Source organism: Nonomuraea thailandensis (genome assembly GCF_024172165.1).
Taxonomy (GTDB): Bacteria; Actinomycetota; Actinomycetes; order Streptosporangiales; family Streptosporangiaceae; genus Nonomuraea; species Nonomuraea thailandensis.
Genome location: NZ_JAMZEB010000002.1, coordinates 6,266,338 through 6,290,527, shown reverse-complemented (window position 1 = coordinate 6,290,527; position 24,190 = coordinate 6,266,338). Strand labels below are relative to the sequence as shown.

Genomic DNA, 24,190 nt, shown 5'->3' with positions numbered 1-24,190 from the left:
GACGACTGGCCGGCACACCGGTGCAGGTGACGGGCACGGTGCTGACGACGCGCCGGGTCGACGCCTACCATGCGCTGACGGTGGTGGCGCCCGGCATCGCCGAGCGTTACCGCCCCGGCCACTTCGTCTCCGTGGCGGTGGGCGGGCCGTACACGTCGATGGTGACGCGCCGCGCGCTGTCCATCCACGACGTGAAATCCGACTACGGCGGCACGGTGGAGCTCGTCTTCACCGTGCGCGGGTCGGGCACGGCCTGGCTGGCCGAGCGGCGCGCCCGTGACACGCTCGACCTGGTCGGGCCGCTCGGGCGGCCCTTCCCGCTGCCACGCGACCCCGTCCACTGCGTGCTGGTCGGCTCCGAGTACGGCTCCGCCGTGCTGTTCCCGCTGGCCGACGCGCTGCTGGCGCGGGGCTGCCGGGTGGACTTCGTGCTCGGCGGGGCCGGGGCGGAGCGCGTGTTCGGCGCGATGCGGGCCCGCAGGATCGCCCAGACGACCACGCTGACCACCGAGGACGGCTCGCTCGGGCTGCGCGGCAAGGTCACCGACGCGCTGCCGTCGGTGATCGCCGACACGCGCGCCGACGCCGTGTACGCCTGCGCGCCCATGGAGACGCTGCGGGCGGTGACGGCGGTGGCCATGGAGTTCGACATCCCGGTGCAGGTGGCGGTCGAGGAGGCCATGGCCTGCGGCATCGGGGTGTGCATGACGTGCGTGCTGCCCGTCATCGGTGACGACGGGGCCACCAGGATGGTCAGGGCGTGCGCCGAGGGGCCGGTGTTCCGGGGGGAGCGGGTGCGCTTCGAGGACGTGGGAACGATCCCGTTCGACGCGCTCGGCGCCCCCGGAGGCGGTGCACGACATGTCAGTTGATATGCGGACGTTTCTGGCGCACGTGGAGCTCGCGAACCCCATCACCACCGCCGCCGGCTGCGCCTCCTCGGGGCGGGAGCTGGCCCAGTTCTTCGACCTGCACCGGCTCGGCGCGCTGACCACCCGCTCGATCACCATGGCCCCGCGCGCCGGCCGTCCCACGCCGCGCATGGCCGAGACGCCCTCGGGCATGCTCAACGCCGTCGGGCTGCAGGGGCCGGGCATCGAGGCGTTCCTGGAGCGGGAGCTGCCCTGGCTGGCCCAGCGCGGCATCAAGACCATCGTCTCGATCGGCGGCGGCACCGTCGCCGAGTACTCCGAGCTGGCGCGCAGGCTCGCCGACGCGCCCGGGGTGACGGCGCTGGAGGTCAATCTCTCCTGCCCGAACATGGAGGACCGCGGGCGCGTCTTCGCCCGCGAGGGCAGCGCCGCGGCCGAGGTGATCGCCTCCGTGCGCTCCATCATGCGCTACGACGTGCCCGTCGTCGCCAAGCTCGCGCCCGACGTGGCCGACATCGTCTCCGTCGCGCGCGCCTGCGTGGACGCGGGGGCCGACGCGCTGTCCATGATCAACAACCCGCTGGGCATGGCCATCGACACCGAGGCGCTGCGTCCCTCGCTCGCCGCCGTCACCGGCGGCCTGTCGGGGCCGGCCATCCTGCCGCTGGCCGTGCGGTGCGTCTGGCAGGTGCACGCGGCCCTGCCCGGGGTGCCCCTGATCGGCGTCGGCGGCGTCATGACGGGCAGGGACGCCTTCCAGCTCGTCCTGGCGGGCGCCTGTGCGGTCGGAGTGGGCACGGCGCTGTTCCACGACCCCTATGCCTGCCTGCGCATCGAACGCGAGCTTGAGGAGCTCCTGAGGGCCCGCGGCTTCCAGCGGCTGGCCGACGCCGTCGGCCTGGCGCACCGCCCGCCGGGGAGCGCACCCCGGCACCTGCTAGTCGATACCGAGGAGAGCACGCCTTGACTCCCGATTGTCTGGAGAGCACGTCTTGACCCCCGCACCGATCGCCGTCGCTCTCGACGCCCCCGACCTGGAGACCGCCGCCCGGTGGGCCGCCCTGGTCACGCCGCACGTCAGCACGGTCAAGGTGGGCCTTGAGCTCTACCTGCGCTACGGGCCCGACGTGATCGCCTCCGTGCGCGGGGCCAGCGGCGTACGCGTGTTCCTCGACCTCAAGCTGCACGACATCCCCAACACCGTGGCCGGGGCCGCGCGGGCCGTGGCGCGGCTGCGTCCTTCGATCCTGACCGTGCACGCCGCCGGCGGGCCCGCCATGATCAGGGCGGCCGTGGAGGCCGCGCCGCACACCCGGATCGCCGCCGTCACCGTCCTGACCTCGCTCACCGAGGGCGACCTGGAGCGCATCGGGCTCGCCGGGCCGGCCGACGCCGCCGTGCGCCGCCTGGCAGCGCTGTCGGTCGAGGCGGGCGCCACGGCGCTCGTGTGCTCGCCCAACGAGGTCTCGGCGGTGCGCGCCGAGGTGGGCGAGGAGATCACCCTCATCACGCCCGGCGTGCGCCCCACGGGGGCCGCCACGCAGGACCAGATGCGCGTCGCCACGCCCGAGCAGGCTCTGGCGGACGGCGCCGACCTGCTCGTGATCGGACGGCCCATCACGGGCGCGGCCGACCCGGGAGCGGCGGCCGCGGCCATCGCCGCCTCGCTCCGCCGCGCCACCTGAAACAAGCGCCGGTCTGAGACGAGCGCCGGTCTGAGACGCGCCGGTCTGATGCGCATGCCCTTTCAGGCACATGCCCTCTGAGGCGTCCGCCCGGGCATGCGTCGCCCGCCGCCACGCGCCGCACCTGCCGGGCCCTGCTCACAAGATCATAATGCATCCGCAGGTGATCGCGTGACCGGGTTTCGGCCCTGGTGTAGGCCGGGTTTCGGACATTGGCGGGTGGCGGGCCCGGGCGCGCCCTTGCGTTTCGCGACACCGGCGCGAGCCGACGCGCGAAGGGGGAAGTGAGGGCGATTTGATCAGCACAATGTGATTTTACGAACACGCAGAGTGATGAAGTGGATTTTGTCGCGAGAGAAACCGCTCTTGACGTTGCTTAGGGGGCGATGACCAGCTAGTTTCCCATCCCGTCCGAGTACATCGACAGAAATTCGAGGTGACCCGGCGTGGCTCTTCCTCCCCTGACCCCTGAGCAGCGCGCCGCAGCTTTGGAAAAGGCTGCCAAGGCCCGTAAAGAGCGTGCCGAGGTCAAGAACCGGCTCAAGCATGGCGCGGTTTCTCTGGCTGAGGTGCTCAAGGATGGGCAGACCGACGACGTCATCGGCAAGATGAAGGTGTCGGCACTGTTGGAATCGCTCCCCGGCGTGGGCAAGGTCCGCGCCAAGCAGCTCATGGAGCGGCTTGCCATCGCCGAGTCCCGCCGCGTGCGGGGCCTCGGCGCGAACCAGAGGGCCTCCCTCGAGCGCGAGTTCGGTGGCAACGAGAGCTAATCTCTGTTCCACACGAAAGCGCAGGTTCAACGGGGGGTAGGAAGTGACCGACAGGTCCTGGTCCGGCGAAGTCAGTGCCCACGAGGCGGTCGGACCGGAAGTGGAAGTCGACTTCCCGCCCTTGAGCGAACGGCGGCTGACGGTCCTCTCAGGGCCGTCGGGCGTCGGCAAGTCCACGGTCGTCGCCGAGCTCCGGCGGGCGCACCCCCAGGTGTGGCTGTCGGTCTCGGTGACCACCAGGAGGCCCCGGCCCGGCGAGGTCAACGGGATCCACTACTTCTTCGTCGACGGCGAGGAGTTCGACCGGCTCGTGGAGTCGGGGGAGCTGCTCGAGTGGGCGGAGTTCGCGGGCAACCGCTACGGCACGCCGCGCGAGCCGGTGCTGAAGAAACTCGCCGACGGGGTGCCCACCCTGCTCGAGATCGACCTCGAGGGCGCCAGGCAGGTGCGCAGGAGCATGCCGGAGGCGCTGCTGGTGTTCCTGGCCCCGCCCACCTGGGAGGAGCTGGAGAAGCGGCTGCGCGGGCGCGGCACCGAGCCGGAGGACGTCATCGCGCGCCGGCTGGAGGCCGGGCGGGTCGAGATGGCCGCCGAGTCGGAATTCGACCTGACACTGGTGAACACGAGTGTCCAAGACGTGTGCCACCGGCTGATAGCCTTGATGACTGACCCTCAGGGGGTCACGACAACCACCAACCGAGAGGTCTGACATCGTGGCAGGCACCACCCCGGCCGCGGAGGGCATCACCAACCCGCCGATCGACGCGCTGCTCGACATCGTCGACAGCAAGTACTCCCTGGTGATCATGGGCGCCAAGCGCGCCCGCCAGATCAACGCCTACTACTCCCAGCTCGGCGAGGGCCTGCTGGAGTACGTCGGGCCGCTGGTCGAGACGCACGCGCAGGAGAAGCCGCTGTCCATCGCGCTGCGGGAGGTCTCCGAGGGCCTGCTCAACGCCGAGCCCATCGAAGGCGCGGCCTGACCCCTTCGATGAAGGTCGTCCTGGGCGTCAGCGGCGGCATCGCCGCGTACAAGGCGTGCGAGCTGCTGCGGCTGTTCACCGAGTCGGGCCACGAGGTGCGGGTCGTGCCGACCCGCGAGGCCCTGAAGTTCGTGGGCGCGCCCACCTGGGCCGCCCTGTCCGGCAACCCCGTGTCGCCGGAGGTGTGGGACGACGTCCACGAGGTGCCGCACGTGCGCATCGGCAAGCGGGCCGACCTCGTCGTGGTGGCGCCGGCGACCGCCGACGTGCTGGCCAAGGCCGCGCACGGGCTGGCGGGCGACCTGCTCACCAACACGCTGCTGACGGCGACGTGCCCGGTGGTGTTCGCGCCCGCGATGCACACCGAGATGTGGCAGCACCCCGCCACGCGGGCCAACGTCGCGACGCTGCGCGAGCGGGGCACCGTCGTGATCGACCCCGCGGTGGGCCGGCTCACCGGCGCCGACACCGGCCCCGGCCGGCTGCCCGACCCCGCCGAGATCTTCCAGGTGTGCCTGCGCGTGCTCCGTGGCAGGCCGCAGGACCTGGCCGGCCGCAAGGTCGTCGTCTCCGCGGGCGGCACCCGCGAGGCCATCGACCCCGTGCGCTACATCGGCAACCGCTCCTCCGGGCTGCAGGGCTACGCCCTGGCGCGCACGGCCGCCGCCCGGGGCGCCGAGGTCACGCTCGTCTCGGCCAACGCCGCGCTCCCCGACCCCGCCGGGGCGAAGGTGGTGCGGGTCGAGTCCACGGCCGAGCTGCGCGACGCCGTCCTGGCCGCCTCCACCGGCGCCGACGTGGTGGTCATGGCCGCCGCGGTGGCCGACTTCCGCCCCGCGACACGGCACGACACCAAGATCAAGAAGACCGACGGTGAGCCCGAGGCCATCCATCTCGTCAAGAACCCCGACATCCTCGCCGAGCTCGGTGAGCGCCGCCGTGCGGAGCCGGGTCCTTCGGTGATCGTGGGCTTCGCGGCCGAGACGCACGACGTGCTGGCCAACGGGCAGGCCAAGCTCGCCCGCAAGGGCTGCGACCTGCTGGTGGTCAACCAGGTGGGGGAGGGCCTGGCCTTCGGCACCCCCGACAACGCGGCCACCGTGCTGGTGGCGGGCGGGGATCCGGTCGAGGTGCCGTTCGGGCCCAAGGAGGATCTCGCCGACGCCGTGTGGGACCTGGTCGCCGTACGGCTCGGGTGAGTCGGCGGAAACTCGTACAAAGCGTACAGACCTGATTACTCGATCACCCGTTGCAACAAACCTCTTTGCCTGCGGATACTTGGGGGCAAGGGGGTTGGAATGCCGGTGGGTTCTGCTGTCAGGGAGCGTTGTAGAACATTGCTCGGCGATCAGGGGGAGATCCATTACGTCTTCCCCGCGTTCTCCGAGGGTTCGGCGGGGACGGGCAACTTCTTGATCGTAGTCACCGGCACGGCCATCTCCGTGCTGGCCACGAGGACCCTCAGGATCGACAGGCCGGTGTCGGTGTTCGCGGAGTTCCCGCGGCACACCAGGCTCGGCCCCATCCTGCCGGGAAACGTTCTCGAGCTCGGCTCGATCGTGTTCGAGTTCGATGAGGAGTACGCCGCTGTGGTGTCGGCCGCGGACGCGGAGATCTTCGCCCCGGAGATCCTGCCGGCCGATCCCCTGCCCGAGCTCTGATGGGAGACATATGGTGGACAGTTTCGCGACCTGGCGCCTGGTAGGGCTAGACTTCGGCGAGGCCCAGCCGTGCCCATTGGTCCCGGGCCTTACATCCGTCAGCAGCCGCTGCATGAGGAGCCACTGAGTTGTCACGTCGCCTGTTCACCTCCGAGTCGGTCACCGAAGGCCACCCGGACAAGATCGCCGACCAGATCAGTGACGCGATTCTCGACGCCATGCTCAAGGACGACCCCAAGAGCCGGGTCGCCGTCGAGACGATGATCACTACCGGCCAGGTTCACGTCGCAGGCGAGGTCACGACCGAGACCTACGTCGACATCCCCGGCGTCATCCGCGAGAAGATCCTGGAGATCGGCTACGACGCCTCCCACAAGGGCTTCGACGGCGCCTCCTGTGGCGTGTCGGTGTCCATCGGCGCGCAGTCGCCCGACATCGCCCAGGGTGTCGACGACGCCTACGAGCACCGCGTCGACGGTGACGGTGACGAGCTCGACCGCCAGGGCGCCGGTGACCAGGGCCTCATGTTCGGCTACGCCTGCCGCGAGACCCCCGAGCTGATGCCGCTGCCGATCACGCTCGCCCACCGGCTGGCCCAGCGCCTGTCCCAGGTGCGCAAGAGCGGCACGGTGCCCTACCTGCGCCCCGACGGCAAGACCCAGGTCACGATCGAGTACGACGGCGACACGCCCGTCCGCCTCGACACCGTCGTGGTCTCCACGCAGCACGCCGCGGAGATCGACCTCAAGGAGATGCTGGCTCCCGACATCAAGGAGCACGTGGTCGACCCCGTGCTCGCCGGCCTCGAGCTCGACACCGAGGGCTACCGCCTGCTGGTGAACCCGACCGGCCGCTTCGAGATCGGCGGCCCGATGGGCGACGCCGGCCTCACCGGCCGCAAGATCATCATCGACACCTACGGCGGCATGGCCCGCCACGGTGGCGGCGCCTTCTCCGGCAAGGACCCGTCCAAGGTCGACCGCTCGGCCGCCTACGCCATGCGCTGGGTCGCCAAGAACGTCGTCGCCGCCGGGCTCGCCGACCGGTGCGAGGTGCAGGTGGCGTACGCGATCGGCAAGGCGCAGCCGGTGGGCCTGTTCGTCGAGTGCTTCGGCACCGAGAAGCTGCCCGTGGAGAAGATCCAGGAGGCCGTGCTGCAGGTGTTCGACCTGCGGCCCGCCGCGATCATCCGCGACCTCGACCTGCTGCGGCCGATCTACTCGGAGACCGCCGCCTACGGGCACTTCGGGCGCGAGGGCTTCTCCTGGGAGTCCACCGACCGCGCGGAGGCCCTGCGGACCGCCGCGGGTCTGTGACCCCTGACGTTCGCTGACCGGTGCCGTCGCCCTGAGGGGGCGGCACCGGTTTTCGCGCGCCGCCGGGTTTCATGGCGTCCGGTTTCTGTGCCCGATCTTCGCGTCGCCCGATCTTCGCGTCGCCCGATCTTCGCCCCCGGCCCGATCTTCGCGCCGCCCGGTTCTCGCGGCGTTCGATCTTCGTGTCGCGGGGGTTCGCCGCGCCCGATCGTCGCGTGACCCGGTCCCGTGTTTCGCGTCGCCCGGTTTCCGGCGGGCCTGAAGGCCGGTTCCGGTCCGCGGGAGCGCGTCTTCCAGCGTGCGCACTTTCGGCGGGCCCGCGGATGCCGAAGGGGCGCGTGGGGCGGCGGTGGTCCGGCCGCCGCGGCGGCTCGCGCCCGATGATCACGTCGCGGGCGTGGACGCGAGCGCGGGTCTGGTAGACCTACTGCGTGACCCCTTCCTCCGACGACGCGCTCCTGCCGCTCGAAGCCGTGCGGCCCGCGGCGTCGTCGAAGGACACCAAGGGGGCGCCCGTCCCCGCCCCCGAGAACCCCGTGGCCAGGGTCGTGGTGGACAGCCCGCTGCCGCACCTCGACCGGCCCTTCGACTACCTCATTCCCCGGACCATGCACGAGACGGCCGAGCCGGGGGTGCGGGTGCGGGTGCGGTTCGCGGGCAAGCTCGTGGACGGGTTCCTGCTGGAGCGGGTGCCGGAGAGCGAGCACGAGGGCCGGCTCACCCCGCTGGAACGCGTGGTCTCGCCCGAGCGGGTGCTCACCCCGGAGATCGCCGGGCTGGCCAGGGCGGTCGCCGACCGGTACGCGGGCACCCTCACCGACGTACTCCGCCTGGCCGTCCCGCCCCGCCACGCCAAGGCCGAGTCGGAGCCCCCCAAGACCGACCCGCCCCCGGATTCCCGGGGCCAAGGGCCGGGCCCGTCACCACACCCATCGGCGGCCCCGAGCACGAGCGGCGCCCCTCATCCTCCGAGCGGGAGCGGCGCGGCTCCCGCCTCGAGTGCGGCCGGTGCGGCGTACGTCCCGGGCGATGGCGGCGCGGCGCAGGCCGTGAGCGCGTGGGACGCGTACCCCACGGGGCCCTCCTTCCTTGACGCGTTGCGTGACGGACGGGCGCCCAGGGCCGTGTGGTCGGCGTTGCCCGGGGCGCGGGGCTGGGCCGGCGCCGTGGCCGAGGCCGTGCGGGCCACGCTGGACGGCGGCAGGGGAGCGGTCGTCGTGGTCCCCGACGGGAAGGACGTGGCGCTGGCCGACGCCGAGTTCGGGCGGCTGCTCGGCCCCGGCAGGCACGTGGCGCTCACCGCCGACCTGGGCCCCGCCGAGCGGTATCGGCGGTGGCTGAGGGTGCTGCGGGGCCAGGTGCGGGCCGTGGTGGGCACCAGGGCCGCCATGTTCGCCCCCGTCGCGGAGCTCGGCCTGGTGGCCATCTGGGACGACGGAGACGACCTGCACGCCGAGCGCCTGGCCCCGTACCCGCACGCCCGCGAGGTGCTCGGCCTGCGCGCCCACAGGACCGGCGCGGGCATGCTCATCGGCGGCTACGCCCGCACGGCGGAGGCCACCCAGCTCATCGTGAGCGGCTGGGCCAGGCCCATCGTGGCGGCGCGCACGACGATCAGGACCCTGGCCCCCCGCGTACGCCCGGCGGGCGAGGACGCCGAGCTGGCCAAGGACCAGGCCGCCCGCCTGGCCCGCCTGCCCAGCATCGCCTGGCGCGCCCTGCGGCTCGGCCTGGAGAGCGGCCCCGTGCTGGTACAGGTGCCCAGGCGCGGCTACCTGCCCGCCCTGGCCTGTCAGCACTGCCGCGCGCCCGCCCGCTGCGTCCTGCCCCCCACCCGCACCGGCCCCCGGCACCCCGAGCCGGCCCCAGCCCCTGCGCACTCCGCGTCGAGCGCGCACACCGGCGCCCTACCGGCCGGGCAGGCGCAGATCGCGCTGGGCAACTCAGAACAGGGCCTGCCAGGCGCGGGTTCGGGCCTCCAGGGTGAAGGCCTTCACGGTGCGGGCCTGACGCGCGCGGAGTCGCCGGGGCAGGGATCGCAAGGCCCGCCGGGCGGGCAGGCTCCGCCCGGCGGATGGGGTCCGGGCGGTCAGGAGCCGTTGTGCCATGGGCCGCTGGCGCTCAGGGGCGGCCACGCGGCGCCGTACTGCCGGTGGTGCGGCCGGGTGGACGCCGACTGGCGGTGCTCGTCCTGCGGCAGCCCGCGCCTGCGTGCCGTCGTCACCGGCGCCAGGCGGACGGCGGAGGAGCTCGGCAGGGCCTTCCCGTCGGTGCCGGTGCGGACCTCGGGACGCGACGGCGTGCTGGCCACCGTGCCCGCCGGCCGCGCGCTGGTCGTCGCGACGCCGGGCGCGGAGCCGGTGGCGGAGGGCGGGTACGCGGCGGCCGTGCTGCTGGACGGGTGGGCGCTGCTCGGGCGGGCGGACCTGCGGGCGGCCGAGGAGACGCTGCGCCGCTGGATGAACGCCGCGGCCCTGCTGCGCCCCGCCGCCGAGCTGGTCGTGCTCGGTGACGCGGCGCTGCCGTCCGTACAGGCACTGCTCAGGTGGGACCCGGTCACGCACGCCGAGCGGGAGCTCGGCGACCGCGCCGAGCTGGGGTTCCCGCCGGCGGTGCGGATGGCCACGCTCACCGGCGCGGCCGCCGCGGTCAGGCAGATGCTGGACGAGATGCGCCTGCCGCCCGACGCCCAGGTGCTCGGCCCCGTGCCGGTGGACGAGTCCGGCCAGGAACGCGCCATGATCCGGGTGCGCCGAGCAGGGGGAGCGGCGCTGAGCGCCGCGCTCAAAGGGGCCAGCGGGGTTCGTGCGGCCAGAAAGACACCAGATGTCGTGAGGGTGAGTGTCGACCCGCTCGACCTGATTTAGACCGTTTCCCCGATTCGCTCATCCGTTGGTCACCCGTTAGCGTGCCCCTGTGTCGATCGAATGGGTGAACCAGGCCATCGACGACCTGCGTGCATGGGGGCGTGCGCGGGAAGTCGAGGTGGACGCGGACGAGGTCCGCCTGCTCTGCGACTACGCCAGCGACTACCTCAACGTCAACGAACTGGGGGATTTCACCCCTGAGACCTTCGACGAATTGCTGCTGTCCATCTACCCGCGCAAGGTCATCGCCCCTCCGGAGAGCGCGCCGGAGACCATCGCCGCCGCCCGCACCCTCGTCGACTACCTCGACGAGGCCGCCCGGGTGAGCGGCGGCACGGCCGCGCGGATGCGCGAGCGGCTCGACGACATCGCGCCCCGCATGCCCGAGGCGCTGGCCGACACCTCGAACTTCGGCATGGCCAAGAGCCTGTTCAGCTCCATCGGCCCCGAGTCGCTGGAGCAGTCGGTCGCCATCCCCTCCGGCGAGCTGCCCGACCTGGGCGAGGCGCCCTGCGACTGCCCCGGCTGCACCCCGCTGCCCGCCGTGCGGCTGGCCGCGCCGGAGGAGCTGCGTGCCGCGCTGGACGGCGTTGCGATGCTGGCGGAGGAGCCGCTGCCCGCAGGCGGCGATCCGCTGACCGCCTGGGCGCAGCGCGTCGCCCACCTGCTGGAGCAGGACACCGGCGGCGCGGTCACCGGGTCGGCGGAGCTCGACGAGGGGCTCTACGACCTGTTCGACATGATCTACCGGCTCCAGGTGCGGGTGCCCGTCACCGTGATCGGCGAGTACCTCGACGAGATCGCCGGCGAGGGCGAGGCCGACCTGGCCGCCGTGCTGGGCCGGCTGGAGCGCACCGGCATCGTCAGGGTCGACGGCGACCGCGCGGAGCTGACGCCCCTGGGCGTCTGGGGGCTGCGCGAGCACTACCTCTCGCTCGGCGTCGAGGCCCCGCAGGCGCCCGACCTGGCCGAGGCCGACGCGCTCGGGCTCATCGAGGGGCTGCTCGACGGCGTGCCCACCGAGATCGCCGAGGGCGACATCAGCCGCTGGCTGTCCGGCAGGGAGGCCGGCGAGGCCGCCGCGGAGCTGCTGGCCGCCGCCTCGGGCGCGCCCGCGGTGGCCCGCGGCATCGCCATCACCATCGTCGACCGCCTGGGCGCCGAGGCCGAGCCCGCCGTCCGCGGCTACCTGGAGGACCAGGAGCTGCGCCCGCACGCCATACACTGGCTTGCCGCCAGGAAGCTGCCGGCGCCGCCGCTCACGCAGGACGAGCTGCTCTGGGTCAGCGTCGACATGCTGGCCCTGGCCATGCCCGCGGCCGAGGAGGACCCGGAGATCTTCGCCGAGAACATGGCGGCCTCCGGCCCGCCGGCCCACCTCATCGAGGAGATGTGGCGGGTCGACCACCCCGACGTCGTCGAGGTCCTGGAGCTGCTCGGACGTTCCATGCCCGACGGCACGGTGGCCAAGGCGGCGCGCAAGGCCGCGTTCAAAGCCCGCTCCCGGGCGATCCGTTGAGTACGCTCATGTGACCGGTGTGCAGTAAGTTTCGTGGGTGGCAAACAACGTCTTCGACCTCGCCGAGCTGCGCAAGCTGATCGATGAGCAGGCCGCCGTGCCTCCACGGCCCCCTGAGGAGACTCACGTGGAGCATGAGGCGCTGACGTTCCCGCCGGTCCTGCCGGCGCCCGACGCCGAGCTGGCCCGGGCGGTGCCCACCGTGCCGCTCGTGGCCGACGCCATCAGGCTCACCACGTGGACAGGAGAGCGCCAGGTCACCCCCGAGGGGCACCTGAGCGAGCCCGACGCCGCTGCCGCCGCCGCGGAGCTCGGCCTGCCCGCCTCCCGCCTGCGCCTGATCTGGATCGTCGCGGTCAACACCGGCCTGCTGCAGATCCTGGGCGGCCGCGCCTCGCGCGGGCCGCTGTCGATGCAGCTCACGGTCGAGGCCACGCTGGAGTTCTGGGACGGCGTGGTGATGGACGTGCTCGACCGTGCCGACGACGGCCTGACCGGCTCCGCCGTGGTCGACGGTCACCTGGCCGAGATGCTGGCCACGATCTACTCCGTACGATCGGGGGTGGCCACGGCCAACCTCGCCCGCGGCATCCTGCAGTCCCACGAGGTCGCCTGCGCGCCCGGCCCCGTCGAGATGCGCAAGATCGCCGCCGCGCTGCCCGCGGAGCTGCTGGAGGCGCTGTCGCTGCTGACGTACTGCGGGCTGGTCGAGCAGACCGCCGCCGGGCGCACCGCGCTCACGCCGCTCGGCGTCTGGGCCATCCGCCGCGATCTGCTGCGCGAGGGGCACGACGCGCCGACCGCCGCGGAGGTGGAGGTGTTCGCCGACCTGTCGGCGGCCGAGCTGGTCGAGGCGCTGGTCAAGGGCAGCGCCACGCAGAGCGCGGTGGCCGGCTGGCTGGAGCGCCGCTCGCCCGAGTCGGCCGCCCGCGACCTGATCGAGATCGCCGCCTCCGGCACGGCCGGGCAGCGCGGCGCCGTCGGCGCGATCCTGGAGGAGCTCGGGCCGGAGGCCGAGGCCCCGGTCAGGCAGGCGCTGGAGCATCCGCTGACGCGCCGCTACGCCGCCTCCTGGCTGCACATCCGCGACCTCGAGGCTCCCACGCTCAGCCCCGAGGACCACACCTGGATCGCGGTCGACTCGCTGGCCGCCCTCATGCACCTGTCGGGCCCCGCCGCGGGCCGCATCGACCCGCCCGAGCCCGGCGAGGACCTGATCAAGCTGGTGGGCGAGATGCCCGCGGTCGGCCACCCCGACACGATCGCCGTGCTCGACATGCTCGCCGCCGCCCACGACGACCAGGCCGTGGTCAAGGCGGCGCGCAAGGCCGCGATGAAGGCCCGTTCGCTGGAGCACGCGCGCCGCAGCGGCTAGCGCGGGCCACCTGATCGGGCCCGCACCTGCACTAAACTGGGCTGATCCACGCTTGAGAACGGAGTGACCCCCTTGGCGATCCAGTCGATCCGGCTGTTCGGAGATCCGGTGCTGCGCACCCCGGCGGCCCCTGTCGTCGACTTCGACAAGGAGCTGCGCAAGCTGGTCAAGGACCTGACCGACACGATGATGGACGCCCCGGGCGCGGGCCTGGCGGCCCCGCAGATCGGCGTCGGGCTGCGGGTGTTCACCTACTACGTGGACGACCGGCTCGGCCACCTGATCAACCCCGACCTCGACCTGTCCTCCGAGCTCGACGAGGAGGGCGAGGAGGGCTGCCTGTCCTTCCCCGGCCTGTCGTTCCCGACGCCGCGCGCCATCCGCGCCGTCGCCAAGGGCTTCGACATGCACGGCGAGCCGGTCACGCTGGAGGGCACCGACCTGATGGCCCGCTGCTTCCAGCACGAGACCGACCACCTCGACGGCATCCTGTTCATCGACCGCATGGACGTCAAGCAGCGCAAGCTGGCCATGAAGGCCGTACGCGAGGCGGAGTGGAGCGGCCTGTCCGCCCCCGTGATCAAGGTCTCGCCCCACGCCACCGGCGGAAAGGCACTCTGAGAGCATGCGTCTGGTCTTCGCGGGCACGCCCGAGACGGCACTGCCGTCGCTGCGCACCCTGATCGACTCGCCCCGGCACGAGGTGGTGGCGGTCGTCACCCGCCCCGACGCGCAGTCGGGCCGCGGCCGCAAGGTCCACCCCTCGCCGGTGGCCGAGCTCGCGGAGGAGGCGGGCATCGAGGTGCTGCGCCCGCAGAAGGCCGGCGACCCCGCCTTCCTCGACCGGCTCCGGGAGCTGGAGCCCGACTGCTGCCCCGTGGTCGCCTACGGCGCCCTGCTGCCGCAGTCGGCGCTCGACGTGCCCCGTAACGGCTGGATCAACCTGCACTTCTCGATCCTGCCCGCCTGGCGCGGCGCGGCGCCCGTCCAGCACGCGATCCTGCACGGTGACGAGATCACCGGGGCGAGCACGTTCCAGATCGTCAAGGAGCTGGACGCCGGGCCCGTCTACGGCGTGGTGACCGAGGAGGTCCGCGCCTCCGACACCAGCGGGGCGCTGCTGGAGCGGCTGTCGGTGTCGGGTGCCGGGCTGCTCGCCGCCACCCTCGACGGGGTCGAGGACGGCACCCTGGAGGCCCGCCCGCAGCCCGCCGACGGCGTCACGATCGCCCCCAAGATCGCCGTGGGCGACGCGCGGGTCGACTGGGGCAAGCCCGCCATGCACGTCGATCGGCTGGTCCGGGCCTGCACCCCCAATCCGGGGGCGTGGAGCGAGTTCCGGGGGCAGCGGGTGAAGGTGGGGCCCGTGCGGGTGGTGGCCGGCGAGCGGCTGGCGCCCGGGCAGGTCGTCGCCACGAAGACGGCCGTGCTGGTCGGGACTGCCAGTGACGCGGTGGAGCTGGGTGAGGTGCAGCCGCAGGGCAAGCGGTTGATGGGGGCCGTGGAGTGGGCTCGCGGGGTGCGCCCCGAGGGTGACGAGGTCTTCAAGTGATCATGTTGCCGGCGGCGCGAGCGAGAGTTTGAGGCGATGAAGACCAGGGGGCAGCAGGGGGGCGGCGGCAGGCGCGGCGACGACCGGGCGGGAAGGCCGCGCAGGCCGTCGCGTGACCCGGCCCGCAACGCGGCGTACGACGTGGTGCGGGCGGTGGACGAACGCGACGCGTACGCCAACCTGCTCCTGCCGCGGCTGCTGCGCGATCGTGGCATCAAGGGCCGCGATGCCGCGCTGGCCACCGAGCTCGCGTACGGGACGCTGCGCGGTCTCGGCACCTACGACGCCATCATCGAGCTGTGCAGCGACCGCGCGCCCGACCCCGACGTGCGCGACGCGCTGCGGATCGGCGCCCACCAGCTGCTGCGCATGCGCGTTCCGCCGCACGCGGCCGTCGGCACGACCGTCGATCTGGTACGCCTGCGCATCGGCCAGGGGGCCGCCAAGTTCGTCAACGCGGTGCTGCGCAAGATCGGCTCCAGGACTCTGGAGGAGTGGGTGCCCATCGTGGCGCCCGACCCGGCCGTCGACCCGGTCGGTCACCTCGCGGTCGCCTACGGTCACCCGCGCTGGATCGTCTCCGCCTTCCGCGACGCGCTCGGCCCGGCCGACGAGATGGCCGACCTGCTCGACGCCGACAACGCCCGTCCCCTGGTGACGCTCGTCGCTCGGCCGGGGCGCAGCTCGGCGGAGGAGCTGCAGGACGCCGGCGCCCTGCCGGGCCGATACTCCCCGTACGCCGCCTATCTGCGCGAGGGGGACCCGGGGCAGATCGAGGCCGTGGCCGAGACGCGCGCGGCCGTCCAGGACGAGGCCAGCCAGCTCGTGGCGCTCGCCCTCACCCGGGTGCCGGTGGCCGGCGACGGTGAGGAGCTGTGGCTCGACATGTGCGCGGGGCCGGGCGGCAAGGCCGGGCTCCTGGACGCCATCGCCACCCACGGCGATCTCGCCGGGCTGAGCGAGGAGGCCCGCCGCCGGACGGGCGGCGACGCCGGACCCGGCTCCGCGAGCGATGACGCCGGACCGCGCTCCGAGGCTGGTGACGGCTCCGCGGGCGTTGGCGCCGCACCGGGCTCTGCGGGCGGTGCCGGTGAGGCGTTTCCGGGTGGGGCGCGGTTGCTGGCCGCCGACGTCCAGCCGCATCGGGCGCGGCTCGTCTGGGAGACGACCAGGGACGCGTCCGTGGTCACCGCCGACGGCACCGAGCCCGCGTGGCGGCCGGGCGTCTTCGACCGGGTCATGCTCGACGCGCCCTGCACCGGGCTCGGCGCGCTGCGGCGGCGGCCCGAGGCGCGCTGGCGGCGCGACCCGGCGGGCATCGCCGACCTGGGCAAGCTGCAGCGGCGGTTGCTGGAGACGGCGCTCGACGCCGTGCGCCCGGGCGGCGTCGTGGCCTACGTGACGTGCTCCCCGCACCTGGCCGAGACCCGGGTCGTGGTGGGCGACGTCCTGGCGCGCAGGACGGACGTCGAGCAACTGGACGCCCGCGACTACCTGCCGGAGGTCGAGGGGCTGGGCGACGGGCCGCACGCCCAGTTCTGGCCGCACCGGCACGGCACCGACGCGATGTTCCTGGCCCTGCTGCGCAAGATCACCTGACACGCCGCCCGGCCGTGTGGTCCGATCGTGAACGTGGATCTTCTGGACGATTTGCACCTGGCGGAGCTGGCACCGATCATCTGGCTCCAGAGCTGGCCCGGCGTCGTCCGGCCCGTGCTGGAGCTCGTGTCGGTGCTCGGCACCGACACGTTCTTCCTGCTCTGCCTGCCGCTGCTCTACTGGTGCGTCAACCCGGCGCTGGCGCTGCGGCTCGGGTTCACCGTCCTGGCGGCCGCCGCCACGAACGCGATCGGCAAGCTCGCCGCCCACCAGCCCAGGCCGTACTGGATCGATCCGAGGATCCACGCGTTCTCCGCCGAGGGGGCCTTCGGGCTGCCCTCCGGGCACGCGCAGATCGGCACCGCGGGCCTGGGGCGGCTCGCGGCGGCGGTGGCGCGGCCGTGGGCGTGGTGGACGGCCGGCGTGATCGTCGCGCTGGTGTGCCTGAGCCGCGTGTACCTGGGCGTGCACTTCATCTCGGACGTGGTCGCCGGCGTGCTGCTCGGGCTCGCGGTGCTGGTGCTCGTGCGGCGGCTGGAACGGCCGGCGACGGCGTGGTGGCGCGGGCGGCCGCTGTGGGTGCAGCTCGCCGCGTCCGCGGTGCTGTCGGGCGCGCTGGTCGGCTGCGCGGCGCTGGCCAACGCGCCGTACGCCGGATGGGTGGTGCCGCCGGGCTGGAGCTTCGCCGGGGCGATCGACCCCGAGAGCCTGGACGCCGTGGTGAGCATGGCGGGGGTGCTGCTGGGCACGCTGGCCGGGGCGTCGATCATGTACCGGCTGGGGTGGTTCGACGCGGGCGGGTCGCTCGGCGCGCGGGCCGGGCGGTGGGTGATCGGGACGGTCGTGGCGGTGCTCATCTGGTACGCCGAGCGCGAAGTGCTGCCGCAGGGCGCCGCGGGGACGTACGTGGGATACGCGGTGCTGACCCTGTGGGTGCAGGTGGGGGCGCCGGTGCTGTTCATCAGGCTCGGGCTGATGACCCGGAGGGGGAAGCAGACTCAGGACGCCGGGCGAGGGCGGGCCGGCTCGGGTCACTAGACTAGGGAGATCATGGCCGTACAGATCTCGCCCAGCATCCTCGCCGCCGACTTCGCCAGGCTCGCCGACGAGGCCGCCGCCGTGCCGAACGCCGACTGGCTGCACGTCGACGTCATGGACTACCACTTCGTGCCCAACCTGACCCTTGGGCTGCCCGTGGTGGAGGCGCTGCGCAAGGCGACCGACACCCCGCTCGACTGCCACCTCATGATCGCCGACCCCGACCGCTGGGCGCCGCAGTACGCCGAGGCGGGAGCGGGCAGCGTGACGATCCACGCGGAGGCGGCCAAGGCACCCGTCCGCACGTTGCGCGAGATCCGCTCGCTCGGCGCCAGGGCGGGGCTCGCGCTCAACCCCGCCACCGCCGTCGAGCCGTACGAAGACCTGCTCGGCGAGGTCGACATGCTGCTGCTGATGACCGTGGAGCCGGGCTTCGGGGGCCAGAAGTTCCTCGACGTCGTGCTGCCGAAGGTCCGGCGGGCCCGCGAGCTGATCGGGCGGCACGGCGGCCGGGTCTGGCTGCAGGTCGACGGCGGCGTGGACGCGGGCACCATCGAGCGGTGCGCCGAGGCCGGGGCCGACGTGTTCGTGGCCGGAAGCGCCGTGTACGGCGCCTCCGACCCGGTGGCCGCGATCGACGGGTTGCGCGCCGCCGCCAATCGCGCCGTCTCCTGACATGAACCCTGCATCACCTGGGTAATTCTTCACTTATGAGCGACCATGGGATCTTCGGGCCCCGCTCGGTGACGTGGCGGGTGATGGGCGAGCCGATCCTGCTGGTGGGCGGCATTCGCGCGCTGCTGATGCAGGGGCTGCACCCGAGGGCGATGCGCGGGGTGCTGCAGAACTCGGCGCTGATGGATCCGCAGGAGGCCTGGTCCCGGTTCGTGCGCACCACGGAGTTCGTCCGCGTGCGCACCTACGGCACCCACGCCGAGGTCGAACGCGCCGGCCGCCGCGTGCGGAAGATCCACGCCAAGCTGACCGCGTACGACCCCGACACCGGGGTCACCTTCCGGCTCGACGAGCCCGACGCGCTGCGCTGGGTGCACGTGGGCGAGGTCGATTCGTACCTGTCGGTCGCCCGCCGGGCCGGGGTCGGGCTGTCGGACGCCGAGGCGGACACGTTCGTGGCGGAGTGGCGGCGGGCCGCCGAGGTCGTGGGGCTGGAGCCGGCGGACGTGCCCGGCTCGGTGGCGGAGCTGCGCGACTACATCGAGGCCGAGCGCCCGGGGCTGCGGTTCGTGCCCGAGGCCGCCCATCCGCTGCGCCTGTCGCTGAACGCTCCGCTCCCGCGCCTGCTCACGCCGCTCAAGCCGGCGATGCCCGCGCTGACGCTGCTGGCGTTCGCGACGCTGCCGCGCTGGGCGAGGAGGCTGTACGGGCTGCCCGCCACGCCGGTCGGCGACCTGTGGGCGACCGCCACGCTGCGTACCCTGCACACCGGGCTCGGCCTGGTCCCGGGGCACGTCCGCTACAGCCCGGCGGCGCGGCGCGCGCACCGGCTGATGGCCGCCTGAAGCGAGCGCTTGGTTGTTTTTCCGGGGGTGGTCGCGTGCTCGGCCACCGGCATGGCAAACTGGTATGCGAAGAGAGCTAGCGTGCTCCGGGGTCGGTGAAATTCCGAACCGGCGGTGACAGTCCGCGACCCGGCCGATGCCATCGGCCGGTTGACCCGGTGAAATTCCGGGACCGACGGTTAAAGTCCGGATGGGAGGAAGCGCGCGAGGTGTCCGGTGTCCCAGCCGGGCGCCTGCCGTGATGCGTCTGCCGCATCATGGTGAAATCCCCCGGGGCCCGCCGTGGCTTGGAGCTACTGGCGAGTAGGAGACCCGGGGTTGGAGACACCCGCGCAGGACGCCGCGCACATGGCGCGCGCCGTCGAGCTGGCCGCGCACGGGCACGGCACCACCAGCCCCAACCCCGTCGTCGGCTGCGTCGTGCTCGACGCCGCCGGCCGGGTCGCGGGCGAGGGCTTCCACGCGTACGCCGGCGGGCCGCACGCCGAGGTGGTCGCGCTGGCGCAGGCGGGGGAGCGGGCCCGTGGCGGCACGGCGTACGTGACGCTGGAGCCCTGCGACCACACCGGCAGGACGGGGCCGTGCAGCCGGGCGCTGCTGGAGGCGGGGGTCGCGCGGGTCGTGATCGCCGTGTCCGACCCCAACCCGAAGGCGGCCGGCGGCGCGGCCCGGCTGCGGGGCCAGGGGGTGGCCGTCACCGCCGGGGTGCTCGCCGAGGCGGCCGAGCGGGTCAACGAGGAGTGGCTGACCTACGCGCGGCTCGGGCGGGCCCACGTGACCTGGAAGTTCGCCGCCACGCTCGACGGGCGGTCGGCGGCCGAGGACGGCACCAGCAAGTGGATCACCTCGCCCGAGGCCCGGGCGGACGTGCACCGGCTGCGGGCCGCCTCCGACGCGATCGTCGCCGGGATCGGCACCGTGCTGGCCGACGACCCCCACCTCACCGCCCGCCCCGCCGCCGTGACGCGGGCCGATGCGGCGGGCTCGGCCGTCGCGGTGCGAGAGGTGACTCAGGGGCGCTCCGGAACCGCGGGGCAGGCGGGCGCTGAGGCGCTTGACGGCCGTGGCGGCCGTGGCGGGCGTGCGGACGGCACAGGACGTTTCGACGGACGCGACGGCGCGGCTGGGCGGCCCGAGAACGCAGCCGGGCGGCCCGACGGCGGGGCCGGGTGGCCCGCGAGCGCGGGCGGACGGCCGGAGATGGCGGCCGGGCGGCCCGAAGGTGCTGCCGGGTGGCCCGCGAGCGCGGGCGGGGGTGCGGAGCCCGGTGGGCGGGTGCCGTTGCGGGTGGTGGTCGATGCCGGGGCCAGGACGCCGCAGTCCGCCCGGGTCCTCGACGACCAGGCGCCCACCCTCATCGCCGTCGCCGACGACAGCGACACCACGCTCAAGGCCGACCTGCTGCGGCTGCCCCGCCGTGACGGCGGGCTCGACCTGGAGGCGCTGCTGCGGGAGCTGGCCGCGCGCGGCGTGGTCAGCGTGTTCCTGGAGGGCGGGCCGACGCTGGCCGGTTCGTTCGTGCGGCAGGGGCTGGCCGACCGTGTGGTGGCGTACCTGGCTCCGGCGCTGCTGGGCTCGGGACGGGCCGCGCTGGGCGCGGCCGGGGTGGGGACGATCGGCGAGCTCCACCGCCTGACTTTTGACGAAATTTCCCCCATCGGGCCGGATGTGCGGCTTATTGCCCGGCCCGCACGCAACGAGGCAGGGAGTAGTGATGTTCACCGGAATCATTGAGGAAAAGGGCGAAGTGGTGGCCATCGACCAGGCGGGCGGCGGCGCCCTGCTGGCGGTGCGCGGCCCGGTCGTCACCTCCGACGCCAAGCACGGCGACTCGATCGCCGTCAACGGCGTGTGCCTCACGGTCGTCGAGGTCAAGGACGACGTGTTCACCGTGGACGTGATCAAGGAGTCCCTCGACCGCAGCTCCCTGGGCGGCCTCGCCGAGGGCTCCGCGGTGAACCTGGAGCGCGCCGTACGCGCCGACCAGCGCCTCGGCGGCCACATCGTGCAGGGCCACGTGGACGGCACCTCCGTCCTGCTGTCCCGCGACCCCGGCGAGAGCTGGGACGACCTGCGCTTCTCCCTGCCCGGGCCGATCGCCCCCTACGTCGCGGAGAAGGGCTCGATCGCCATCGACGGAATCAGCCTGACGGTGACGACGGTTGACGACGACAGCTTCGGCGTGAGCCTCATCCCGACCACGCTGAAGCTCACCACGATGGGCGAGCGGCAGGTGGGTGACGTGGTCAACATCGAGGTGGACGTGATCGCGAAATACGTGGAGAGACTGGTGGTCAGGCGATGAACTGGCTCAACGCCGGATTCGAGATTTTCGGCACGCATGTGCTCTGGACCGACCTGGTGGGCAACATCGCCGCCCTGGCCACGGTCCTGCTCGCCATGCGCAAGTCGATGTGGACGTGGCCGGTGCAGTTCGCCGGGGCGGTGTTGTTGTTCGCCGCCTCGATCAACGCGCATGTGACCGGCAACGCGCTCAAGCAGGTGCTGTTCGCGGGCCTGGCGATCTACGGCTGGTGGGCGTGGCGGCGCGGCACCCAGGACGGCGGGCGGCTGGCGGTCAGGCCCGCCCACTGGTGGGAGCGGTCGATGCTGATCGGCGTCATGCTGGTGGGCACGGCCGTCATCGGAGTGCTGTTCTACGTGACCGGCCTGTCGTGGGGCGCTTCCGTGCCGGGGCCCAAGGGTATGGCGCTGGTGGCCGCCGACGCCTACATCTTCGTCGGCAGCGCGATGGCCACCTGGGCGCAGGGCAGGGCGCTGGTGGACTTCTGGATCGTGTGGGTGGCGGTGGACCTGGTCGGGGTGCCGCTGGCGTTCAGCTCGGGGCTGGTGGTCTCCGGAGCGGTGTATGGGGTGTTCTTCGTGCTGGTCCTGATCGGGTTCGTGAAGTGGTTGCGCGAATACCGTACGGGGCCCCTGGGCGTGGCGGCGGTGGCGCAGTGAACGACATCAAGCTCGACCCGATCGAGCGGGCGATCGAGGACATCCGCAACGGCAAGCCCGTGGTGGTCGTGGACGACGAGAACCGCGAGAACGAGGGCGACCTCATCTTCGCCGCGGCCAAGGCCACGCCGGAGCTGTGCACGTTCACGATCAGGCACACCAGCGGCATGATCTGCGTGGCCATGGAGGGCAAGGAGCTCGACCGGCTCGGCCTGCCGCTCATGGTCTTCCACAACAAGGAGCGCATGCGCACGGCGTACACGATCACCGTGGACGCCCGCGACGGCGTCAGCACGGGCATCTCGGCGGCCGACCGGGCCAAGACCATCCGCACGCTCGCCGACTCGGCCACCGAGCCGAACGAGCTGGTCCGCCCCGGTCACGTCTTCCCGCTGCGTTACCACGAGGGCGGCGTGCTGGCCCGGCGCGGCCACACCGAGGCGGCCGTCGACCTGGCCAGGCTGGCGGGGCTGTCGGCGGCCGGCGCGCTGGCCGAGGTGGTCAACGACGACGGCACCATGTCCAGGCTGCCCGAGCTGCGCCGCTTCGCCGACGAGCACGATCTGGCGCTGGTCTCCATCGAGCAGCTCGTCGACCACCGGCGGCGGGCCGAGAGCATGGTCACCAGGGTCGCCGAGACGCGGCTGCCGAACACGTACGGGATGTGGCAGGCGTTCGGGTACGCCAGCGCGCTCGACGGCGGCGAGCACGTCGCGCTCGTCTACGGCGACCTGTCCGGGGGCGAGAACATCCTGGTCCGGGCCCACTCGGAGTGCCTGACGGGCGACGTGTTCGGCTCGATGCGGTGCGACTGCGGGGTGCAGCTCGACAACGCCATGTCGGCCATCGCGCAGGAGGGCCGCGGCGTGATCGTCTACCTGCGCGGGCACGAGGGCCGGGGGATCGGCCTGCTGGCCAAGCTCAAGGCGTACAGCCTCCAGGACAACGGCAGCGACACCGTCGACGCCAACGTGGAGCTGGGCCTGCCGGTGGACGCGCGGGAGTTCTCCAACGCGGGGCAGATCCTGGCCGACCTGGGGGTCAAGTCCATCCGGCTGCTCACCAACAACCCGGCCAAGCTCAAGGGCATGGACGGGTACGGCATCAAGGTGCTCGGCCGCGAGCCCATGCCGGTGGCCATGAACCCCTACAACGAGCGTTACCTGAAGGCCAAGCGCGAGCGCCTCGGCCACGACATCTCGGAGGCGTCATGATCGGGGAGAACGAATGAGCGGCGAAGGACGGCCGGGAGTCGCGGCGCCCGACGCGTCGGGGCTGACGGTGGGCGTGGTCGCGGCGAGCTGGCACGCCAAGATCACCGACCAGCTCGTCTCGCGGGCCGTGCAGGCGTGCGACGACAGCGGCGCCAGCGCGACCGTGGTACGGGTGCCGGGCTCGCTGGAGATCCCGGTGATCGCCCAGGCCCTGGCCCGCCGCTGCGACGCGGTGGTGGCGCTGGGCGCGGTCATCCGCGGCGAGACGGCCCACTTCGACTACGTGTGCGACTCGGTGACCTCGGGCCTGACCAGGATCTCGCTGGATGAGGAGACGCCGATCGGCAACGGCGTCCTCACCGTCGAGAACATGGACCAGGCGCTCGACCGCTCGGGCCTGCCGGGGAGCAAGGAGGACAAGGGGTATGAGTCGGCCATCGCCGCGCTCGAGACCGCCCTCCTGCTGCGGACCCTCCACTGACCTGCGGTAGGTTTCCTTCGTGCCAGAGCCCGTATCCCCTCCGCCCCTGCCCGTCACCTGGCGTCCGCGCCGGGGCCGCGTCGTCGCCTACGGCTTCGCGGTCGTGATCGTGCTGGGGGCGGTGGTGATGGCGGTCTTCATCGCGCAGCCGTTCAAGCTGCCCGACCGGGTGGCGATCGTGGCGTTCGGGTGCGCGGTGGCGTGGGTGCTGCACATGCTGGGCCGGGTGCGGGTGGAGGCGGACGAGAAGGGCCTGACGATCGTCAACGCCCTCCGCACCCAGCGGGTGACGTGGCCGGAGGTGCTGGAGGTCACGATGGTGACCGGCGATCCGTGGCCGCGCCTCGACCTGTCGGACGGGCGTACGGTCGGGGCCATGGGCATCCAGGGCTCGGAGAAGGCCCGCGCCCGTCAGGCGACGGCGGAGCTGCGCGCGCTGGTCCGGGAGCGCGGCGAGGCGCCCGAGGCCCGGCCCCGGGCCTAACCCGGCTCGGCGAAGAGCTCGTCGACCGTGTCGACGGTGAGGATGCGGATCAGCCACTGCTGCAGGAGCTCGAGGTCCTCGCAGGTGGCGATCGCTTCGCGCTTCTCCGGGCTGATCCACAGGAAGCGGGTCTGCAGGGCGATGTCGATCGCCCTGCGGGCGGCGGTGATCTTGCGCTGCTCTCTGGTGGCTGGCGAGACGTGGTGGTCGTCCCACGACTCGGGCATGCCTGGGGGAACGGGCATCAGTCCTCGACCGGGATCTCGGCCGCCGTGACGGCGGTGACGGAG

At 73.0% G+C, this 24,190-nt stretch carries 25 protein-coding genes and 1 riboswitch; of the genes, 24 read left to right on the top strand and 1 reads right to left on the bottom strand.

Annotated elements, in window-relative coordinates:
- The first annotated feature begins 20 nt into the window (after nucleotides 1-20).
- The 24 genes from HD597_RS32365 to HD597_RS32250 all read left to right on the top strand — a co-directional run bounded on the left by HD597_RS32365 (nucleotide 21) and on the right by HD597_RS32250 (nucleotide 23,900).
- Nucleotides 21-872: a dihydroorotate dehydrogenase electron transfer subunit gene (locus tag HD597_RS32365; RefSeq protein ID WP_253746938.1), complete on the top strand. Its 852-nt coding sequence runs from the start codon at nucleotides 21-23 to the stop codon at nucleotides 870-872.
- Entirely contained in the window at nucleotides 862-1,839 is a 978-nt protein-coding gene (locus tag HD597_RS32360; protein WP_052424271.1) for a dihydroorotate dehydrogenase, read from the top strand. Before HD597_RS32365 ends, HD597_RS32360 begins: the two co-directional genes overlap by 11 nt.
- A gap of 25 nt (nucleotides 1,840-1,864) precedes the next feature.
- On the top strand, nucleotides 1,865-2,557 hold the full coding sequence (pyrF, locus tag HD597_RS32355; RefSeq protein WP_253746937.1) for an orotidine-5'-phosphate decarboxylase: 693 nt from the start codon (nucleotides 1,865-1,867) through the stop codon (nucleotides 2,555-2,557).
- Nucleotides 2,558-3,003: 446 nt separating this feature from the next.
- A complete protein-coding gene (gene mihF, locus HD597_RS32350) occupies nucleotides 3,004-3,327 on the top strand; it encodes an integration host factor, actinobacterial type (RefSeq protein ID WP_020541698.1) in 324 nt (107 codons plus the stop codon).
- A gap of 100 nt (nucleotides 3,328-3,427) precedes the next feature.
- A complete protein-coding gene (gene gmk, locus HD597_RS32345; RefSeq protein ID WP_253746936.1) occupies nucleotides 3,428-4,036 on the top strand; it encodes a guanylate kinase in 609 nt (202 codons plus the stop codon).
- A 4-nt stretch (nucleotides 4,037-4,040) separates the two neighbouring features.
- Nucleotides 4,041-4,310 (top strand): DNA-directed RNA polymerase subunit omega, encoded by a 270-nt coding sequence (gene rpoZ, locus HD597_RS32340; protein ID WP_080041099.1) that lies wholly within the window; start codon nucleotides 4,041-4,043, stop codon nucleotides 4,308-4,310.
- Between the two features lie 8 nt (nucleotides 4,311-4,318).
- A complete protein-coding gene (gene coaBC, locus HD597_RS32335) occupies nucleotides 4,319-5,509 on the top strand; it encodes a bifunctional phosphopantothenoylcysteine decarboxylase/phosphopantothenate--cysteine ligase CoaBC (protein ID WP_253746935.1) in 1,191 nt (396 codons plus the stop codon).
- Between the two features lie 138 nt (nucleotides 5,510-5,647).
- Complete coding sequence (locus HD597_RS32330) at nucleotides 5,648-5,971, top strand: hypothetical protein (protein ID WP_253746934.1); 324 nt, start codon at nucleotides 5,648-5,650, stop codon at nucleotides 5,969-5,971.
- Between the two features lie 128 nt (nucleotides 5,972-6,099).
- The gene (metK, locus tag HD597_RS32325) at nucleotides 6,100-7,287 is read left to right on the top strand and encodes a methionine adenosyltransferase (protein ID WP_253746933.1); all 1,188 of its coding nucleotides are present in this window, start codon (nucleotides 6,100-6,102) and stop codon (nucleotides 7,285-7,287) included.
- A gap of 431 nt (nucleotides 7,288-7,718) precedes the next feature.
- Nucleotides 7,719-10,154 (top strand): primosomal protein N', encoded by a 2,436-nt coding sequence (locus HD597_RS32320; RefSeq protein WP_372513426.1) that lies wholly within the window; start codon nucleotides 7,719-7,721, stop codon nucleotides 10,152-10,154.
- 49 nt (nucleotides 10,155-10,203) lie between these two features.
- Complete coding sequence (locus HD597_RS32315) at nucleotides 10,204-11,673, top strand: hypothetical protein (RefSeq protein ID WP_253746932.1); 1,470 nt, start codon at nucleotides 10,204-10,206, stop codon at nucleotides 11,671-11,673.
- Nucleotides 11,674-11,710: 37 nt separating this feature from the next.
- A complete protein-coding gene (locus tag HD597_RS32310) occupies nucleotides 11,711-13,048 on the top strand; it encodes a hypothetical protein (protein ID WP_253746931.1) in 1,338 nt (445 codons plus the stop codon).
- Between the two features lie 72 nt (nucleotides 13,049-13,120).
- The gene (gene def / locus HD597_RS32305; protein WP_253746930.1) at nucleotides 13,121-13,669 is read left to right on the top strand and encodes a peptide deformylase; all 549 of its coding nucleotides are present in this window, start codon (nucleotides 13,121-13,123) and stop codon (nucleotides 13,667-13,669) included.
- Nucleotides 13,670-13,673: 4 nt separating this feature from the next.
- A complete protein-coding gene (fmt, locus tag HD597_RS32300) occupies nucleotides 13,674-14,600 on the top strand; it encodes a methionyl-tRNA formyltransferase (protein ID WP_253746929.1) in 927 nt (308 codons plus the stop codon).
- 36 nt (nucleotides 14,601-14,636) lie between these two features.
- Complete coding sequence (locus HD597_RS32295) at nucleotides 14,637-16,199, top strand: RsmB/NOP family class I SAM-dependent RNA methyltransferase (RefSeq protein WP_253746928.1); 1,563 nt, start codon at nucleotides 14,637-14,639, stop codon at nucleotides 16,197-16,199.
- A 27-nt stretch (nucleotides 16,200-16,226) separates the two neighbouring features.
- Nucleotides 16,227-17,237: a phosphatase PAP2 family protein gene (locus tag HD597_RS64890; RefSeq protein ID WP_308210727.1), complete on the top strand. Its 1,011-nt coding sequence runs from the start codon at nucleotides 16,227-16,229 to the stop codon at nucleotides 17,235-17,237.
- A 12-nt stretch (nucleotides 17,238-17,249) separates the two neighbouring features.
- Nucleotides 17,250-17,912, top strand: coding sequence for a ribulose-phosphate 3-epimerase (gene rpe / locus HD597_RS32285; protein WP_253746927.1), 663 nt, complete (start codon nucleotides 17,250-17,252; stop codon nucleotides 17,910-17,912).
- A gap of 35 nt (nucleotides 17,913-17,947) precedes the next feature.
- The gene (locus tag HD597_RS32280) at nucleotides 17,948-18,757 is read left to right on the top strand and encodes an oxygenase MpaB family protein (RefSeq protein WP_253746926.1); all 810 of its coding nucleotides are present in this window, start codon (nucleotides 17,948-17,950) and stop codon (nucleotides 18,755-18,757) included.
- A gap of 77 nt (nucleotides 18,758-18,834) precedes the next feature.
- Nucleotides 18,835-18,965, top strand: a riboswitch (FMN riboswitch).
- Between the two features lie 110 nt (nucleotides 18,966-19,075).
- Complete coding sequence (ribD, locus tag HD597_RS32275) at nucleotides 19,076-20,491, top strand: bifunctional diaminohydroxyphosphoribosylaminopyrimidine deaminase/5-amino-6-(5-phosphoribosylamino)uracil reductase RibD (protein ID WP_253746925.1); 1,416 nt, start codon at nucleotides 19,076-19,078, stop codon at nucleotides 20,489-20,491.
- A complete protein-coding gene (locus HD597_RS32270) occupies nucleotides 20,472-21,062 on the top strand; it encodes a riboflavin synthase (RefSeq protein WP_253746924.1) in 591 nt (196 codons plus the stop codon). The genes ribD and HD597_RS32270 overlap by 20 nt, the downstream gene beginning before the upstream one ends.
- Nucleotides 21,059-21,721, top strand: a complete 663-nt coding sequence (locus tag HD597_RS32265) for a nicotinamide mononucleotide transporter family protein (RefSeq protein ID WP_253746923.1) — start codon at nucleotides 21,059-21,061, stop codon at nucleotides 21,719-21,721. Before HD597_RS32270 ends, HD597_RS32265 begins: the two co-directional genes overlap by 4 nt.
- Entirely contained in the window at nucleotides 21,718-22,935 is a 1,218-nt protein-coding gene (locus HD597_RS32260) for a bifunctional 3,4-dihydroxy-2-butanone-4-phosphate synthase/GTP cyclohydrolase II (protein ID WP_253746922.1), read from the top strand. The genes HD597_RS32265 and HD597_RS32260 overlap by 4 nt, the downstream gene beginning before the upstream one ends.
- A 13-nt stretch (nucleotides 22,936-22,948) precedes the next feature.
- Complete coding sequence (ribH, locus tag HD597_RS32255) at nucleotides 22,949-23,416, top strand: 6,7-dimethyl-8-ribityllumazine synthase (protein ID WP_253746921.1); 468 nt, start codon at nucleotides 22,949-22,951, stop codon at nucleotides 23,414-23,416.
- Nucleotides 23,417-23,435: 19 nt separating this feature from the next.
- On the top strand, nucleotides 23,436-23,900 hold the full coding sequence (locus tag HD597_RS32250) for a PH domain-containing protein (protein ID WP_253746920.1): 465 nt from the start codon (nucleotides 23,436-23,438) through the stop codon (nucleotides 23,898-23,900).
- Here the strand turns inward: HD597_RS32250 and HD597_RS32245 are convergent.
- Complete coding sequence (locus HD597_RS32245) at nucleotides 23,897-24,145, bottom strand: hypothetical protein (RefSeq protein WP_253746919.1); 249 nt, start codon at nucleotides 24,143-24,145, stop codon at nucleotides 23,897-23,899. The genes HD597_RS32250 and HD597_RS32245 overlap by 4 nt on opposite strands.
- Between the last annotated feature and the right edge of the window lie 45 nt (nucleotides 24,146-24,190).